We start from the raw sequence: 13776 nt of genomic DNA on the forward strand, positions 1-13776 counted from the left end.
ACGACGGGAACAGGACGGGCATTACCCGGCAGGTAATCGTGACGCTTCCCTGTCACCGGTAGGTTTTCCGGCATGGGAGCACTTGCGATACAAGAAGAGACATTTGGTGATTTGTTGCGTTCGTGGCGGCAGCGGCGGCGGGTGAGCCAGCTCGACCTGGCCATCGAGGCGGACGTCTCCTCCCGGCACGTCAGCTTCCTGGAGACCGGCCGCGCCCGGCCGAGCCGCGAGATGGTGATGAGACTGGCCGAGGAGCTGGACGTGCCGCTGCGCCACCGCAACAGGATGCTGGTCGCGGCCGGGTTCGCGCCGGTCTTCCCCGAGCGCGAGGTGCGCGCCCCGGAGATGGCCGTCGTACGCCAGGCGCTGGACAAGATCCTGGCCGGGCACGAGCCGTACCCGGCGCTGGTCGTGGACGCGGCGTGGAACCTGGTGGCGGCCAACTCGGCGGCCGCCATGTTCATGGCCGGCGTGCCCGCCGAGCTGCTGGCCGAGCCGGTCAACGTGATGCGGCTGTCGCTGCACCCCGACGCGATGGGCGGCAGGCTGCTGAACCTGGCCGAGGTCCGCGCCTACCTCCTGCACCAGCTGCGCAGGCAGGCCGAGGCGTCGGCCGACGGCCGCCTGGCCGAGCTGCACGACGAGCTGGCCGCCTACACCTACCCCGGCGTCAACCTCAACGTGGCCCACGTGCCCGGCCCCGGCGACATCCTGCTGCCGCTGCGCATCGCCGACGGCGACCGCGTGCTGTCGATGTTCACCACCATCGCCACCTTCGGCACGCCCATGGACGTGACGGTCTCGGAGCTGGCCATCGAGACGTTCTGGCCGGCCGACGAGGAGACCGCCGCCGCCTTCCGCCGCGACCCGGCGGCCTCCTAGCGCTCACCGGGGACGACGTCGCGGTGGATGCGCGACAGCGGCACGCCGTCGGCCTGGAGGCGGCGCACGGTCGCGTCCACCATGCCACTCGGGCCGCAGACGTAGGCGTCGTGCTCGGACCAGGAGTGGAAGCGTCCCATCACCTCCGACAGCCGGCCGCGCATCCCGGTGTAGGAGGGGTCGCCGGAGACCACCGGCAGCACCTGCAACCAGGGGAAGGACGCCTGCATCGCCAGCAGGTCGGGCAGGTCGTACAGCTCGTCCACGGTGTGCGCGCCGTGCAGCAGGTGGATCCGCGGACGTAGGCCCGAGGCGATGACGTGCTCGACGATCGCCTTCAGCGGCGCCAGCCCGGTGCCGCCGGCCACGCACAGCAGGTCGCGGGCGCTGTGCTCGCGCGGTGTCATCGTGCCCATCGGCGGCCCGAGCATGACCGTGTCGCCGATCCTGGTGTGCCTGGTCAGCGCCGTGGACACCCAGCCGCCCGGCACCGAGCGCACGTGCAGCCTGACCGTGTTGTCCGGGCGCGGCGCGTTGGCGATCGAGAACGTGCGCCACACCCGCGGCCACCGCGCGGTCTGCACGGTGACGTACTGACCGGCCGTGTACGGCAGCGGCTGCGCGGGCAGCAGCGTGACCACCGCGATGTCGGGACGCCGCAGCTCGTGGTCGACGACCTCGGCCGGCCACCAGGCCGGGGAGACCCCCGCCTCGGAGTCGGCCGCCTCGATCATCAGATTGGCCGCCGCCGTGTACGCCGACACCCAGGCCGCCTCGATCTCGTCGTTCCACACCTCGGCGGCGAAGCGCCGGATCGTGGCCAGCAGGGCGTTGCCGACGGCCGTGTAGTGCTCGGCGACCACGCCGTACTTGCGGTGGTCCCTGCCGAGCTGCCCCAGATAGGCGGCCAGGCCGTCCGGGCTGTCCAGGCTCCACACGATCCGGGTCAGCGCGCCGAACAGCCGGTCGCGCTGGACGTCCATCGCGGGCGGGAACATCCCTCGCAGGTGCGGGCTCGCGGCGAACAGCCGTCCGTAGAAGTACGCGGTCGCCTTGTCGGCCACGGGCTCGACGAGTGAGAAGCTCTCCTTCACCAGTCGCGGATTCAACGACATGCACTCAACCCCACGCTATTGGGCCGGACACTCGATTCCGGCCGCCTCCTCCACCTCCTGGCAGCTCCGGGTCGTGAACGCGCGGCGTGCCCCGGCACTTCCGGCGCGCTCGAAAATGAGCCTTACACCACCTCTGATGCGTCGCAACCGATTCACCCGAAATGCGGTATGGGGTTTTCTGGCGAAGAAAACGAATAAAAGTGATTTTCGCATTTTGTTTCCGCTGTTTCCCGCCGCGCGACGGAGGCGTAGCATCCCGCCATGGCGGTCCTCCACCCCAGGCGGGTGACCTGGGAAGGCGCGCGCACCCGCCGGCCCTGACCTCGCCCCTGGAGATCCGCATGTCCCGACCGCTGATCGGCATCACCGCCTACCTGGAGGCCGCCCGCTGGGGCGACTGGGTACGCGAGGCCGTGCTGTCACCGCCCTCCTACGCCAAGGCGATCGAGCGGGCCGGCGGCGCGCCCGTGGTGCTGCCGCCGCTGGGCCCCCGAGGCATCGGCGACTACGTCGGCGGCCTGTCCGGCGTCCTGCTGGCCGGGGGCGTCGACCTCGGCGCCGGCACCTACGGCGGCGAGCCGGACGAACGCGCCCCCGAGCCGCAGGCCCACCGCGACCGGTTCGAGCTGGCCCTGGCCGGGGCCGCGATCCGGGCCGACCTGCCGATCCTGGCGATCGCGCGCGGCATGCACGTCCTGAACGTCGCCCAGGGCGGCACGCTGATCCCGTGGCTGCCCGAGGTGCTCGGCCACGACCGGCACGGCCAGCCCGGCGGGGTCCACGACCTCCGGGTGAGCGTGTCCAGCAGGCTGGGCAAGGCCGTCGGCGACCACGTCCGGGTCGTCGCGCCGCACCGGCAGTCCGTCCGCCGGCTGGGCGGCGGCCTGCTCGCGGTGGCCTGGGCCGAGGACCAGATCGTCGAGGGCGTCGAGCTGCAGGGCCACCGGTTCGCCGTCGGCCTCCAGTGGCATCCCGAACGCGGCGGGGACAATCGGCTCTTCGCTGCGTTCGTCGAGGCGGCCCGCTAGGCTGCGCTCATGCCGCTGCACCCCCAGGCGCGGGATTACGTCGCCCTCTACCCGTCGGACCTCAACGCCGACCTGGCCACGCTCGACCTGGCCACCATCCAGGAGATGCGCGCGCACGACGGCTTCGCGGCCCAGCGGGGCCCCCTGACCACGCTCCCGTTCGTCCGCGACGAGCTCGCCGGCGACGTGCCGATCCGCATCTACCGCGCCGACCCCGGCGACGGCCTGCTGCCCGTCGTGGTCTACTTCCACGGCGGCGGCTGGGTCTTCGGCAGCGTCAGGCGCAACGACGCCCTCGGCCGCGACCTGGCCCTGCGCACCGGCGCCGTGGTCGTCTCCGCCGACTACCGGCTGGCCCCCGAACACGCCTTCCCGGCCGCCGCCGACGACGCCTGGACCGTCGTGCGCGACGTCTTCGCCAGGCCCGCCTTCTACCAGAGCAACGGCAGCGTGGCCGTCGTCGGCGACAGCGCGGGCGGCAACCTGGCCGCCGTCGCCGCCTGGCGGGCCGCCGGGTCCGGCATCCGGCTGGCCCACCAGGCGCTGGTCTACCCGGTGCTCGACGCCGCCATGGACACCCCGAGCTACCACGCCTACGCCAAGGGCTTCGGGCTCGACGCCGCCGAGATGGCCTGGTTCGCCGAGCGCTACGCCTCCGGCGCCGACCCGGCCGACCCGCTGCTGAGCCCGCTGCGCATCGCCGACCTGACCGGCCTGCCGCCCGCCACCGTCCTGACCGCCGAGTGCGACGTGCTCAGGGACGAGGGCGAGCACTACGCCCGCCGCCTGGCCGACGCCGGCGTGCCGGTGGAGGCGCGCAGGTTCGACGGCGCCGTCCACGGCTTCTTCGGCCTGCCCGGCCTGTTCGACCAGGCGACCGAGGCCAGGCAGTACATCGCCGACCGTCTGCGGGAGCACCTGTGACCTTCGACAAGCTCAAGCTCGACACCCCGGCCGAGGGCGTGCTGCGCGTCACGATCAGCGAGCCCGGCCGGCTCAACGCCGTCGACATGACCGGCCACCGCGAGCTGAGCGAGATCTGGCGCGAGGCCGACCGCGACGACTCCGTCAGGGCGATCGTCGTCCGGGGCGAGGGCACCGCGTTCTCGGCCGGCGGCGACCTGTCGATGATCGAGGAGATGACCCGCGACCACGCCACCCGCATGCGGGTGTTCGCCGAGGCCCGCGACATCGTCTACAACGTGCTCAACTGCTCCAAGCCGATCGTCTCGGCCGTCCAGGGCCCCGCCGTGGGCGCCGGGCTCGCGGTGGCGCTGCTGGCCGACGTCTCGGTCGCCGGCCGCACCGCCCGGATCATCGACGGCCACACCCGGCTCGGCGTCGCCGCCGGCGACCACGCCGCGATCATCTGGCCGCTGCTGTGCGGCATGGCCAAGGCCAAGTACCACCTGCTGCTGTGCGAGCCCGTCACCGGCGAGCAGGCCGAGCGCATGGGCCTGGTCAGCCTGTGCGTCGACGACGACCAGGTGCACGACAAGGCGATGGAGATCGCGGTCCGCCTGGCCCAGGGCTCCCAGGAGGCCATCCGGCTGACCAAGTACTCGCTCAACAACTGGCTGCGCCTGGCCGGCCCGTCCTTCGACGCCTCGCTGGCGATGGAGTTCCTCGGCTTCACCGGCCCCGACGTGGTCGAGGGCGTGCGCGCGGTGCGCGAGAAGCGGCCGCCGTCGTTCGGCTGAGCGGGCGCGTGTGCTTGTCCGGGCCTCGGGTAGGCGCACCCTCATGACGGACAACGATGTGGTCGACCTGCTGGTGCGCCAGCACGAGCAGATCAGGAGCCAGTTCACGGAGGTCGAGAACGCTGCCCCCGAGGACAAAGCAGCGGCTTTCCAGAGGCTGGTGCGCCTGCTGGCCGTCCACGAGACAGCGGAGGAGGAGATCGTCCACCCGTACGCGCGCCGCCACGTCGACGACGGCGACGACCTGGTGGACGAGCGCCTGGCCGAGGAGAACGCGGCCAAGGACATGCTCACCCAGATGGAGCGGGCGGGCGTCGACGACCCGCAGTTCGCGGCCGACCTGGCCACGCTGCGCAAGGCCGTCGTCGAGCACGCCGAGGCCGAGGAGCGCGAGGAGTTCCCCAGGCTGAGGCAGGCCGCCGGCGAGAAGGAGCTGCGCGCGATGGCGCTCGGGGTCAAAGCCGCCGAGGCGATCGCGCCCACGCACCCGCACGCCGGCGTCGAGACCGCGCCGGAGAACCTGCTGGCGGGCCCGCCCGCCGCGATCATGGACAGGGCCCGCGACGTGATCCGCAAGGCGACGGGCAGGGCCTGAGAGCCGTCAGAAACTCCGGGGCAACCCGAGCACCTGTGTCGCGAGGAAGTTGAGCAGAAGCTCCTCCGTCACGGGTGCCACCCTTCCGATACGGGCGTCGGCCAGCAGCCTGGCCACCGGGTACTCCAGCGAGTACGCCATGCCGCCGTGCGTCTGGAACGCGGCGTCGGCCGCCTCCCACGCGGCCTGGGAGGCGGTCAGCTTGGCGATGTTGGCCTCGGTGCCGCACGGCAGCCGCCGGTCGAAGGACCAGGCCGCCTTGTACAGCATCAGCCGCGCCAGCTCGATCTTGGCCTTGACCTGCGCCAGCGGGAACGCGATGGCCTGGTTGGCGCCGATCGGGCGGCCGAACACCTCGCGTTCCTTGGCGTAGCCGACCGCCACCCGCAGCGCCACCTCGGCGCCGCCGAGCGCGGAGGCGGCCAGCAGCACCCGTTCGGGGTTGAGGATGTCCCACAGCACGGCCGCGCCGCCGTCCACCTCGCCGACCACGTTCGCGGCGGGCACCCGCAGGTCGTCGAGGAAGACCATGTTGGACGGCGTGGTGTTCGCGCCCATCTTGGGGATCGGCCGGTAGGAGAGCTGCCCGGCGGCGACCGCCTCGGGCACGTTCACCAGGAACACCGTCAGCCCGTGGGTGCGCGGTTTGGCGTCCGACGCCGGGACCGTCCTGGTCACCAGCAACATCCAGGTGGCCCGCTGCACGCCGGTGATCCAGATCTTCTGGCCGTTGAGCACGTAGTCGCCGCCGTCGCGGCGGGCCGAGGTGGTGATCGCCAGGGAGTTGGAGCCGGCGTCCGGCTCGGTCAGGGCGAAGCACGTCTCGATCTCGCCCGTGGCCAGCCGGGGCAGCAGCTCGGCCCGCTGCTCGGCGGTGCCGTGCCGGGCCAGGGTGAGCGCGCCGAAACCGGGGGTCAGCACGTACGTGAAGGCCGAGCCGCCCGCCGCGCCCGAGCTCGCCAGCGTTTCGGTGGCCACCGCGAGCTCCAGCAGCCCCTGCCCGCCCCCGCCGTGCTCCTCCGGCACGGCCAGGCCCAGCCAGCCGCCCTTGGCGAGGTCGGCCCAGACCTCCTCCGGCCAGCGTTTGTCGCTCTCGCACCGCTGCCAGTAGTCGAGGTCGTAGCGGGCGCAGATCTCGGCGACACCGCGCTGGACGGCCTGGGCGCTCTCGGGAAGGGTGAAATCCATCACGCCATCGTAGAAGTTCGTTCTGTTCAGGGTCGAGGTCTGCGGGCGTGGAAGACGAAGGCCGGCGGGGTGTTGCGCCACACCGTACGTCCGGGCACGACCTCCTCGAACCGCTCGGCCAGCAACGCCCGGAACCGGCGGGCCGAGCTGAGCGGGATGGCGTGGATGTAGGAGAAGGTGGTGAAGGCCGCGCCGGGGCTCATCACCGACGTCACCGCGTCCAGCAGCTCGTGCTGCAGCCCCGTGGGGAAGGCCGCCCACGGCAGCCCGCTCACCACCACGTCGGCGTGGCTCAGCCCGCGCCCGCTCAGCAGCTCACCCAGGCGCGCCGCGTCGGCGTGGGCCACGTCCACGCCGGGGAAACGCTCGGCGAGCAGCGCCGCGAGCCGCCCGTTCACCTCGACGGCCAGGTGGTGGCCACGCCCGCCGAGCCGCTGCTGGATCTCCGCGGTGAACGGGCCGGTGCCGGGGCCGAGCTCCACCACGGTCGGCTCGCCGCGCTCCGGGACCGGCGCGCAGACGGCCGAGGCCAGCCGGCGCGAACTCGGGGCGACGGCGCCGATCACGGCGGGGGCGCGCAGGAACTGGCCGAGGAACATTGCGGTGTCGTTGGACATGGCCCCGAACGTATAGGGAAGATCACCCCCTGTGCTCCCTCCTTTGGACGAACCGGCGGCCACTAGGAGGAGACGGGGTCCTCCGCGCGGAGGATCAGCTAAGGGGCGAGGGTGGATAGCGTGAGCCCATGCGTTGGCGTGGTGTGCCGCTCGATGTCCTGCTCGCGGTATCAGGTGTGGGCCTGGACCTGTTGACGACGACCCACGCGGGCGACACCGCGTACCTGCCGGCGGCGATGAACATCCCCATGGCCCTCCTGGTGGGCCTGCCCATGGGGATGGTACGGCGATGGCCGCTGCCGGTCACCCTCTACCTGGCCGTCTTCCTCGTCCTCAGCGACCAGCTCGGCTCCTACACCTCCAACACCGCGCAGATCCTCATCTGCGTCGCGCTCGGCGTGGTCGGCTTCCGCGTCGCCTGGAAGCCCGCCCTGCTCGGCGTGGGCGCCACCGTCCTGGCCACCGCGGTCAACATCGCCGACCCCGGCATCGCGCTGACCGGCAACACCTGGATCTACTCGGTGCTGCTGCCCGTCTTCCCCACCGTGCTCGGCGCCTACCTGCGCAGCTCGGCCGAGCGGCTGGAGGAGCGCGACGTCACGCCCGACGCGCTGCTGGCCGCCGGAGGCGTGGCGATCACCGTGCTCAGCACCTGGACCTCCTGGCACAGCGGAGCCCTTCCGGTGTGGGTGATCGGCCTGCTCGCCGTGGTCGGCGGGCTGTCGCTGGGCGTGGCCAGGCGCCTGCCCGGCCTGGTCCTCCTGCTGCAGGCCGTGCTGCTGATCGCCGCCGACAGCTATCTGAACGACGCCGTCAACACCTGCCTGATCCTCACGCTCATCGCCATCGGCGTGTTCGCGATGCGCGTGGCCTCCTGGGCCTGGACGGCGGCCGCGTACCTGACAGGCTGCCTGCTGTCGGCCATCGCCGTGGTCGGGGACGGCACCGAGATCACCCCTGTCCGCGTCGGCGTGCTGATGACCCTGGTGGCCACGCCCATCGCGATCGGCCGCTACCTGGGGATGCGGCGTGCCGCCGCCGCCGCCGAACGCCTGCGCGCCGAGGAGTCGGCCCGGCTCGCGGTCGCCCAGGTGCGCGCCGACCAGCTCGCCGAGCGCGAGCGCATCGCCCGCGACGTGCACGACATCGTGGCCCACCACGTCGGCGCCATGGTGCTGCGCGCCAGCGCCGCCCGTTTCACCGCGCCCGACGGGCCGGTCGCCGACGCGCTGTCCGACATCCGCGAGACCGGCCACCAGGTGCTCCAGGACCTGCGCGACCTGCTCGACCTGCTGCGCGACCCCGACCGCGGCCCCGACCTGCTGGCCAACCCCGCCGACGTGGTCCGCGAATCCGCCGAACGCATGGCCGCCGCCGGGCTCGTCGTCGACCTCGACCTCGACCCGGCCAGCGACCGCGCCCCGCTCATCGCCCGCGCCTCCGCCGCGCGCATCGTCCAGGAAGGTCTCACCAACGTGCTCAAACACGCCGGACCCGGCACCCGGGTCCGGGTCATCGTGGCCCCCGCCGAGGAAGGGTTGTCCATCGAGATCCGCAACGGCCGCCCGCCCACCGTCATCGAGCGCCTGCCCTCCTCCGGCCGCGGCCTGGCGGGCATGCGCGAGCGCGTGCGCGCCCTCGGGGGCACCCTCAGCGCCGGCCCCGACGGCGACGGCGGCTGGCTGCTGCTGGCCAGCCTGCCCGCCAGGAGCGCCGCGTGATCCGCGTGCTGGTGGCCGACGACCAGGCGCTGGTCCGCGCGGGCGTGCGCATGTTGCTGCAGGCTGCGGGCGACATGGAGGTCGTGGGCGAGGCCGAGGACGGCGCCGAGGCCGTCCGCCTGGCCGAACGCCACGTGCCCGACGTCATCCTCATGGACCTGCGCATGCCCCGCGTCGACGGCCTGGAGGCGACCAGGCGGGTGCTGGCGGCCCGCCCGGCGGCCCGCGTCGTCGTGCTCACCACGTTCGCCGAGGACGCCGACGTGCACGCCGCCCTGCGCGCCGGGGCCGTCGGCTTCCTGGTCAAGGACGACGAGCCGGAACGCATGGTCGACGCCGTGCGCAGGGCCGCCGCGGGGGAGCAGCTGCTGGCCCCCTCGGTGCTGCGCCGGGTCGTCGAACGGTTCCTCGCCTCCGAGGAGCAGGCCGCCGTGCCGCCGCCGTCCGGGCTGACCGAACGCGAGCTGGAGGTGCTCGCCCTGGTCGGCACCGGCCTGTCCAACGCCGAGATCGCCGAGCAGCTGCACGTCGGCGTCACCACCGTCAAGACGCACATCGCCGCCGCCATGGACAAGCTCGGCCTGCGCAACCGCATCCAGGCCGCCGTGGTCGCCCACCGCGCCGGTCTGGTGGACGCCGCCTTCCGCCCGGTCCGTCCGCCACGTGGGGGACCGGGGGGTCATCCCGCAGGCTGACGACCTTGTGGGGCCGCCCTCGACACGATGTGGGTCCTTCGTTCGCAGAAAGGATGCACATCATGGGGGAGACTCAGGTCATGCCGCGCCCCGGCACGACACGACAGGTGCCGGCGGGGCTGCTGTACAGCCTGCGCGTCGTCATCATCGCCCAGGCCGCCGCGCTGCTCGTGGCCGCCTCGTTCGCCGGACAGGCCGTGGCGGCGGGCGGCGGCGCGCTGTCCGAGACGCACGTCATGGCGGGCATGGTCGTCCACCTGGTTGCGCTCGTGCAGATCGTGCTGGCCGTCCTGGTCTGGCGGCCGGGCCGCGGCGCCGGCTGGCCGGTGTGGGCCAGCGTCGCACTGCTCGTCGTCGGCCTCCTCCAGCACTTCACCTGGTCCTGGCTGGGCGCCCACGTGCCCAACGGGGTGCTGCTGTTCGGCCTCATCGGTGCGCTGCTGATCTGGTCCTGGTCGCCGTCGGCGTCCCGGCGCCGCTAAGGTCTGTGGTGTGTATGTGAAGATCTGCGGGTTGAGCGAGCCCGAGCACGTCGAGGCCGCCGTCGAGGCCGGCGCCGACGCCATCGGGTTCGTGCTCACCCGGAGCCCGCGCAGGGTGACGCCGGAGCGGGCGGCCGAGCTGGCCGCGGCGATCCCGGCCCACGTGCTCACCGTGGGCGTCTTCCGGGGGGAGGACCCCGAGACGGTCCGGGCCGCGGCGCTGGCCTCGGGCGTGCGCGCCGTCCAGCTGCACGGCAACCACCCCCACGCCGACTTCACCGCGCTGAAAGACCTCGGCCGCCCGCTCGTGCGCGCCGTCGACGCCGCGGCCGACCTGCGGTGCGGCGCCCACGACGAAGACCTGCTCATCGTCGACGCCCCGCGCCCCGGCTCGGGGGAGCCGTGGGACTGGGCGGCGGTGCGCGGCCGCCCGTCCGGCCGGTGGATGCTGGCCGGCGGGCTCGACCCGTCGAACGTGGCCGAGGCCGTCGAGGCCGCCGGCCCGTGGGGGGTCGACGTGTCCAGCGGCGTCGAGACCGCGCCTGGGGTCAAGGACTCCGCCCTGATCAGGGCCTTCCTCCGGGCCGCCCGCGGTGGCTGACGAGCTGTCGCGGGCCCTGGGCTTCGTGCACGACTTCGCCCGCCGCAAGGCGCCCGTCGTCACGCCGGTCCCGGGCGGGTTCGCGGTGCTCGACGAGCGTTACCCGATGTCGCACGACGACAACAGGCTGATCGTCTGGAGCGGCGCCCCCGGGCCGGTGCTTGCGGCGGCCGACGAGCGGCTCGCCGGGCTCGGCCACCGGCTGGTGTGCGTCGACGACGACCGGCTGGGGCAGGAGTTCCGGCCCGCGTTCGGCGCCGCCGGCTACCAGCACGAGACGAACGTCGTCATGGCCTTCCACGGCCCCCGCCCTGCCGCGCCCGCCGCCGCCACCGAGCGGCTCGACCTGGCCGAGCTGGTGCCCGTGCTGCGCGAGGAGTGGCACGAGTCGCTGCCGCAGGCGGAGGAGGGCGTGGTCGAAGGGCTCGCCGCGCGCGCTGCGGCCCGCCCGGCCGGCGCCGACCTGGTCGAGTTCCACGCCGTACGCGCCCCCGACGGGCAGGTCGCCGCCCGGGCCGACCTCTACGTCCACGAGGGCGTCGCCCAGATCGAGAACGTCTACACCGGCGAGCGCCACCGGGGCCGGGGCTTCGCCCGCACGCTGCTGACCGCGCTGCTCGCCGCCACGGCCGGCGCCGAGCTGACGTTCCTGGTCGCCGACGCCGACGACTGGCCGCGCGAGTTCTACGGCCGGCTCGGTTTCGTCCCTGTGGGCCACACCCACGCCTTCCTGCGCACCTGACCCTTCCGCGAAGCCGGCGGCCCGGTCAGGCGCCCACCGAGCGGGCCAGGGCCACCGCGGCGGGGCCCAGCAGGGCCAGCACGGCTCCCGACAGCGCGTGCACGACCGTGTACGCCAGCAGCGGCGTCCCGTTCCCCGACATCCGCCGCACCGCGCCCAGGACGGTCGTCAGGCCGTGCTGCCCGGTCACCGCGCCGAGCACCAGCGGCGGCGGCGACATCATCAGCTTGGCCCCCATGGCCAGCGAGATCACCACGGGCACCGCGGCCGTGGCGACCGCGCCGAGCGCCACCTGCCAGGCGTGCCGCCCCACCAGCTCCACCGCCGCCGGCCCCGCCGACAGCCCGAGGGCCGCCACGAACACGCCGAGCGACACCTCGCCCACCACCCGGGCCGCGCCCGCGTCGTACTGCCCGAAGCGGGCCCGTCCCGCCCGCGCCCGGCCGAACACCAGCCCGGCCACCAGGCAGCCGATCGACACCGTGAGGCCGCCCGCCACCCCCGCCACGAGCCCGGCGACGAGCCCGGCGGCCAGGTAGACGACGTCGGCCCGGCGTCCGGCGTCCGTCCGCGCCCCGAGCCAGGCGGCCGCCCGGTCCACGTCCCGTTTCATCCCGGTCACCCGCACCACGTCGCCGGCGCACAGCTCCGTGCCCGGCCGGACCGGCAACCGGCACCCCACCCGCGTCACCTCGCACACGTGCAGGTCCTGCACCCCCTGGCCGGACAGCCCGGCGCGCAGGTCCCGCACGGTCGCCGGCGGCCGGCCCGCGAGCGTCACGTCGGCCACCTCCAGATCCAGGTCGAGCTCCCGCCCGCCGGGCACCTCGGGCCCGACCACCGCGCCCGCGTTGACGACGTCCTGCCGCACGCCCACGACCACGACCTCGTCGTCCCGCTGCAGCAGCGTGTCCGGGCCGAACGGGATCGGCCGGCCGTTCCTGCGCAGCCGCTCCACCGAGACGCGGGTGCCCATCGCGATCTCCGCCTGCCCGACCGTCCTGCCCTCGCCGGTGGTGACCTGGTGGGCCTTGCCCAGCACCGCCGGCGGCGGCGTCTCCTCCGCGCCGTCCAGCCGCCGCCACAGCGCCGCGGCCTCCTCGCCGGGGTCGAACCGCAGCACCGCAGGCGCGGCCCGGCCGGTCAGCAGCGCGATCGTGACCAGGGCGAAGAGATAGGACAGGACGTACGCGGGCCCGAGCGCGCCCTGCGCGACCCCGGCGGCCTGCAGGGCGTCGGCCGACGTCCCCAGCGCCACCGGCCCGGCCGCCGCCCCCGCGATCAGCCCGGCCGTGGTGCCCGGATCCAGCCCGAACGCGTCGGCCACGAGCGCCGTGACCGCCAGCGCCCCCACGACCTCGGCGACCGTGAACCACAGGTACCGCAGGTTGCGCCCGGCGAACGCCGCGAAGAAGGCGGGCCCGAGGGTGTAGCCGAGGGTGAAGGCGAAGATCGCGAAGGCGATCACGCGCACCTGCTGGTGGACCGTGACGCCGCCGGTCAGCAGCCCGACGGCCAGCGCCGCGGCCAGCGTCCCGGCCACGCCTCCGAACGCCACCCCGCGGAACCTGATCCGGCCCAGGGCGAACCCGAGGGCCAGGCAGAGGAACAAGGCGATCTCCGGCGCGCCCCGCAGCACGCCGGACTCCCAGGGCCACATCCGATCCCCCCAAGCCAGGCCGGCACCGCGGGGGGATCGATCACCCAGCCTTTTCCCGCCGTCACAAGCCGCGAAACGCCCACTCCTCCCGCCCCGCCCTCCCCGCGCGCGGGGAATGGTCGCTGGTGGGGCGTCTGTGCCGGAGTTCCACGCAGTAGGGTCTCTGCGTGAGCGAAACTTCCGCCGAGGACCGGATCTGGACGGTTCCCAACCTGCTGAGCTTCCTGCGCCTCCTGGGCGTCCCCGTGTTCCTCTGGCTGGTCCTGGGCCCCCGGGCGGACGGGTGGGCCATCGCCATCCTCATCGTGGCCGGGTTCACCGACTGGCTCGACGGCAAGATCGCTCGCGCGTTCAACCAGACCAGCAAGCTCGGCCGGGTGATCGATCCGGCCGCCGACAAGCTGTACGTCTTCGCCACCATCCTGGCGCTGCTGCTGCGGGAGGTCATCCCGTGGTGGCTGGTGGCCGTCATCGTGGCGCGGGAGCTCTTCGTCGCCTGTTCGTTCCCCGTACTACGCAAACATGGCTATAAGGCACTTCAGGTGCATTTCCTGGGCAAGGCCGCCATGTTCAACCTCATGTACGCCTTCCCGCTGCTCTTCCTCGCCTCCCACACCGGGTGGTATGCCGAAATAGCGCGAATTGCCGGGTGGGCCTTCGCGTTGTGGGGCACGGGCCTGTATTGGTGGGCAGGGATCCTGTACGTGGTGCAGGTGCGCCAACTCGTAACCGCGACCACGAAGGAGTGAT

15 protein-coding genes are annotated in these 13776 nt (G+C 73.4%); 11 read left to right on the forward strand and 4 right to left on the reverse strand.

Translation table 11 applies throughout. From position 1 onward, the window contains the following. Positions 1-111 precede the first annotated feature (111 nt). Entirely contained in the window at positions 112-882 is a 771-nt protein-coding gene (locus ACWCSU_RS23150; protein ID WP_364088367.1) for a helix-turn-helix domain-containing protein, read from the forward strand. Here the strand turns inward: ACWCSU_RS23150 and ACWCSU_RS23155 are convergent. Further along, positions 879-1997 (reverse strand): globin domain-containing protein, encoded by a 1119-nt coding sequence (locus ACWCSU_RS23155; RefSeq protein WP_357704829.1) that lies wholly within the window; start codon positions 1995-1997, stop codon positions 879-881. The two genes, ACWCSU_RS23150 and ACWCSU_RS23155, sit on opposite strands and share 4 nt — an antisense overlap. A 341-nt stretch (positions 1998-2338) precedes the next feature. Here ACWCSU_RS23155 and ACWCSU_RS23160 point away from each other — a divergent pair, with 341 nt between their 5' ends. The 4 genes from ACWCSU_RS23160 to ACWCSU_RS23175 are packed head-to-tail and all read left to right on the forward strand — an operon-like array spanning position 2339 to position 5320. Beyond that, positions 2339-3025: a gamma-glutamyl-gamma-aminobutyrate hydrolase family protein gene (locus tag ACWCSU_RS23160; protein WP_449937370.1), complete on the forward strand. Its 687-nt coding sequence runs from the start codon at positions 2339-2341 to the stop codon at positions 3023-3025. 9 nt (positions 3026-3034) lie between these two features. After that, positions 3035-3949, forward strand: a complete 915-nt coding sequence (locus ACWCSU_RS23165; protein ID WP_357704833.1) for an alpha/beta hydrolase — start codon at positions 3035-3037, stop codon at positions 3947-3949. Beyond that, positions 3946-4725, forward strand: a complete 780-nt coding sequence (locus ACWCSU_RS23170; protein WP_364088374.1) for an enoyl-CoA hydratase/isomerase family protein — start codon at positions 3946-3948, stop codon at positions 4723-4725. The genes ACWCSU_RS23165 and ACWCSU_RS23170 overlap by 4 nt, the downstream gene beginning before the upstream one ends. A 43-nt stretch (positions 4726-4768) precedes the next feature. After that, positions 4769-5320, forward strand: a complete 552-nt coding sequence (locus tag ACWCSU_RS23175; protein ID WP_364088377.1) for a hemerythrin domain-containing protein — start codon at positions 4769-4771, stop codon at positions 5318-5320. A gap of 6 nt (positions 5321-5326) precedes the next feature. Here ACWCSU_RS23175 and ACWCSU_RS23180 read toward each other — a convergent pair whose 3' ends face one another. Together ACWCSU_RS23180 and ACWCSU_RS23185 are read right to left on the reverse strand one after the other, a co-directional pair. Continuing rightward, positions 5327-6508, reverse strand: a complete 1182-nt coding sequence (locus ACWCSU_RS23180) for an acyl-CoA dehydrogenase family protein (RefSeq protein ID WP_357704839.1) — start codon at positions 6506-6508, stop codon at positions 5327-5329. A gap of 26 nt (positions 6509-6534) precedes the next feature. Further along, positions 6535-7125: a class I SAM-dependent methyltransferase gene (locus tag ACWCSU_RS23185; RefSeq protein ID WP_357704841.1), complete on the reverse strand. Its 591-nt coding sequence runs from the start codon at positions 7123-7125 to the stop codon at positions 6535-6537. A 128-nt stretch (positions 7126-7253) separates the two neighbouring features. On the opposite strand from ACWCSU_RS23185, the gene ACWCSU_RS23190 reads away from it, so the two are divergent. From ACWCSU_RS23190 to ACWCSU_RS23210, 5 genes are all read left to right on the forward strand, one after another. Beyond that, complete coding sequence (locus ACWCSU_RS23190; RefSeq protein WP_449937374.1) at positions 7254-8846, forward strand: sensor histidine kinase; 1593 nt, start codon at positions 7254-7256, stop codon at positions 8844-8846. Continuing rightward, on the forward strand, positions 8843-9541 hold the full coding sequence (locus ACWCSU_RS23195) for a response regulator transcription factor (RefSeq protein WP_357704845.1): 699 nt from the start codon (positions 8843-8845) through the stop codon (positions 9539-9541). The genes ACWCSU_RS23190 and ACWCSU_RS23195 overlap by 4 nt, the downstream gene beginning before the upstream one ends. Positions 9542-9603: 62 nt before the next feature. Next, positions 9604-10023, forward strand: coding sequence for a hypothetical protein (locus tag ACWCSU_RS23200; RefSeq protein ID WP_357704847.1), 420 nt, complete (start codon positions 9604-9606; stop codon positions 10021-10023). Positions 10024-10033: 10 nt separating this feature from the next. Further along, positions 10034-10624: a phosphoribosylanthranilate isomerase gene (locus tag ACWCSU_RS23205; protein WP_449937377.1), complete on the forward strand. Its 591-nt coding sequence runs from the start codon at positions 10034-10036 to the stop codon at positions 10622-10624. Beyond that, on the forward strand, positions 10617-11366 hold the full coding sequence (locus ACWCSU_RS23210; protein WP_449937379.1) for a GNAT family N-acetyltransferase: 750 nt from the start codon (positions 10617-10619) through the stop codon (positions 11364-11366). The genes ACWCSU_RS23205 and ACWCSU_RS23210 overlap by 8 nt, the downstream gene beginning before the upstream one ends. 25 nt (positions 11367-11391) lie before the next feature. Here the strand turns inward: ACWCSU_RS23210 and ACWCSU_RS23215 are convergent, their stop codons facing one another. Then, positions 11392-13026 (reverse strand): aspartate-alanine antiporter-like transporter, encoded by a 1635-nt coding sequence (locus ACWCSU_RS23215; protein ID WP_449937382.1) that lies wholly within the window; start codon positions 13024-13026, stop codon positions 11392-11394. A gap of 167 nt (positions 13027-13193) precedes the next feature. Between ACWCSU_RS23215 and ACWCSU_RS23220 the strand changes: the two genes are divergently transcribed. After that, on the forward strand, positions 13194-13775 hold the full coding sequence (locus tag ACWCSU_RS23220; protein ID WP_449937384.1) for a CDP-alcohol phosphatidyltransferase family protein: 582 nt from the start codon (positions 13194-13196) through the stop codon (positions 13773-13775). The last annotated feature ends 1 nt before the right edge of the window (position 13776 follow it).

This window comes from Nonomuraea sp. NPDC001699, assembly GCF_053596455.1.

Bases quoted from the DNA above. Each gene is read 5' to 3' on its own strand.
- ACWCSU_RS23185 (WP_357704841.1), bottom strand. From the start codon at position 7,125: ATGTCCAACGACACCGCAATGTTCCTCGGCCAGTTCCTGCGCGCCCCC.
- ACWCSU_RS23190 (WP_449937374.1), top strand. From the start codon at position 7,254: ATGCGTTGGCGTGGTGTGCCGCTCGATGTCCTGCTCGCGGTATCAGGT.
- ACWCSU_RS23180 (WP_357704839.1), bottom strand. From the start codon at position 6,508: ATGGATTTCACCCTTCCCGAGAGCGCCCAGGCCGTCCAGCGCGGTGTC.
- ACWCSU_RS23165 (WP_357704833.1), top strand. From the start codon at position 3,035: ATGCCGCTGCACCCCCAGGCGCGGGATTACGTCGCCCTCTACCCGTCG.
- ACWCSU_RS23155 (WP_357704829.1), bottom strand. From the start codon at position 1,997: ATGTCGTTGAATCCGCGACTGGTGAAGGAGAGCTTCTCACTCGTCGAG.
- ACWCSU_RS23160 (WP_449937370.1), top strand. From the start codon at position 2,339: ATGTCCCGACCGCTGATCGGCATCACCGCCTACCTGGAGGCCGCCCGC.
- ACWCSU_RS23215 (WP_449937382.1), bottom strand. From the start codon at position 13,026: ATGTGGCCCTGGGAGTCCGGCGTGCTGCGGGGCGCGCCGGAGATCGCC.
- ACWCSU_RS23200 (WP_357704847.1), top strand. From the start codon at position 9,604: ATGGGGGAGACTCAGGTCATGCCGCGCCCCGGCACGACACGACAGGTG.
- ACWCSU_RS23175 (WP_364088377.1), top strand. From the start codon at position 4,769: ATGACGGACAACGATGTGGTCGACCTGCTGGTGCGCCAGCACGAGCAG.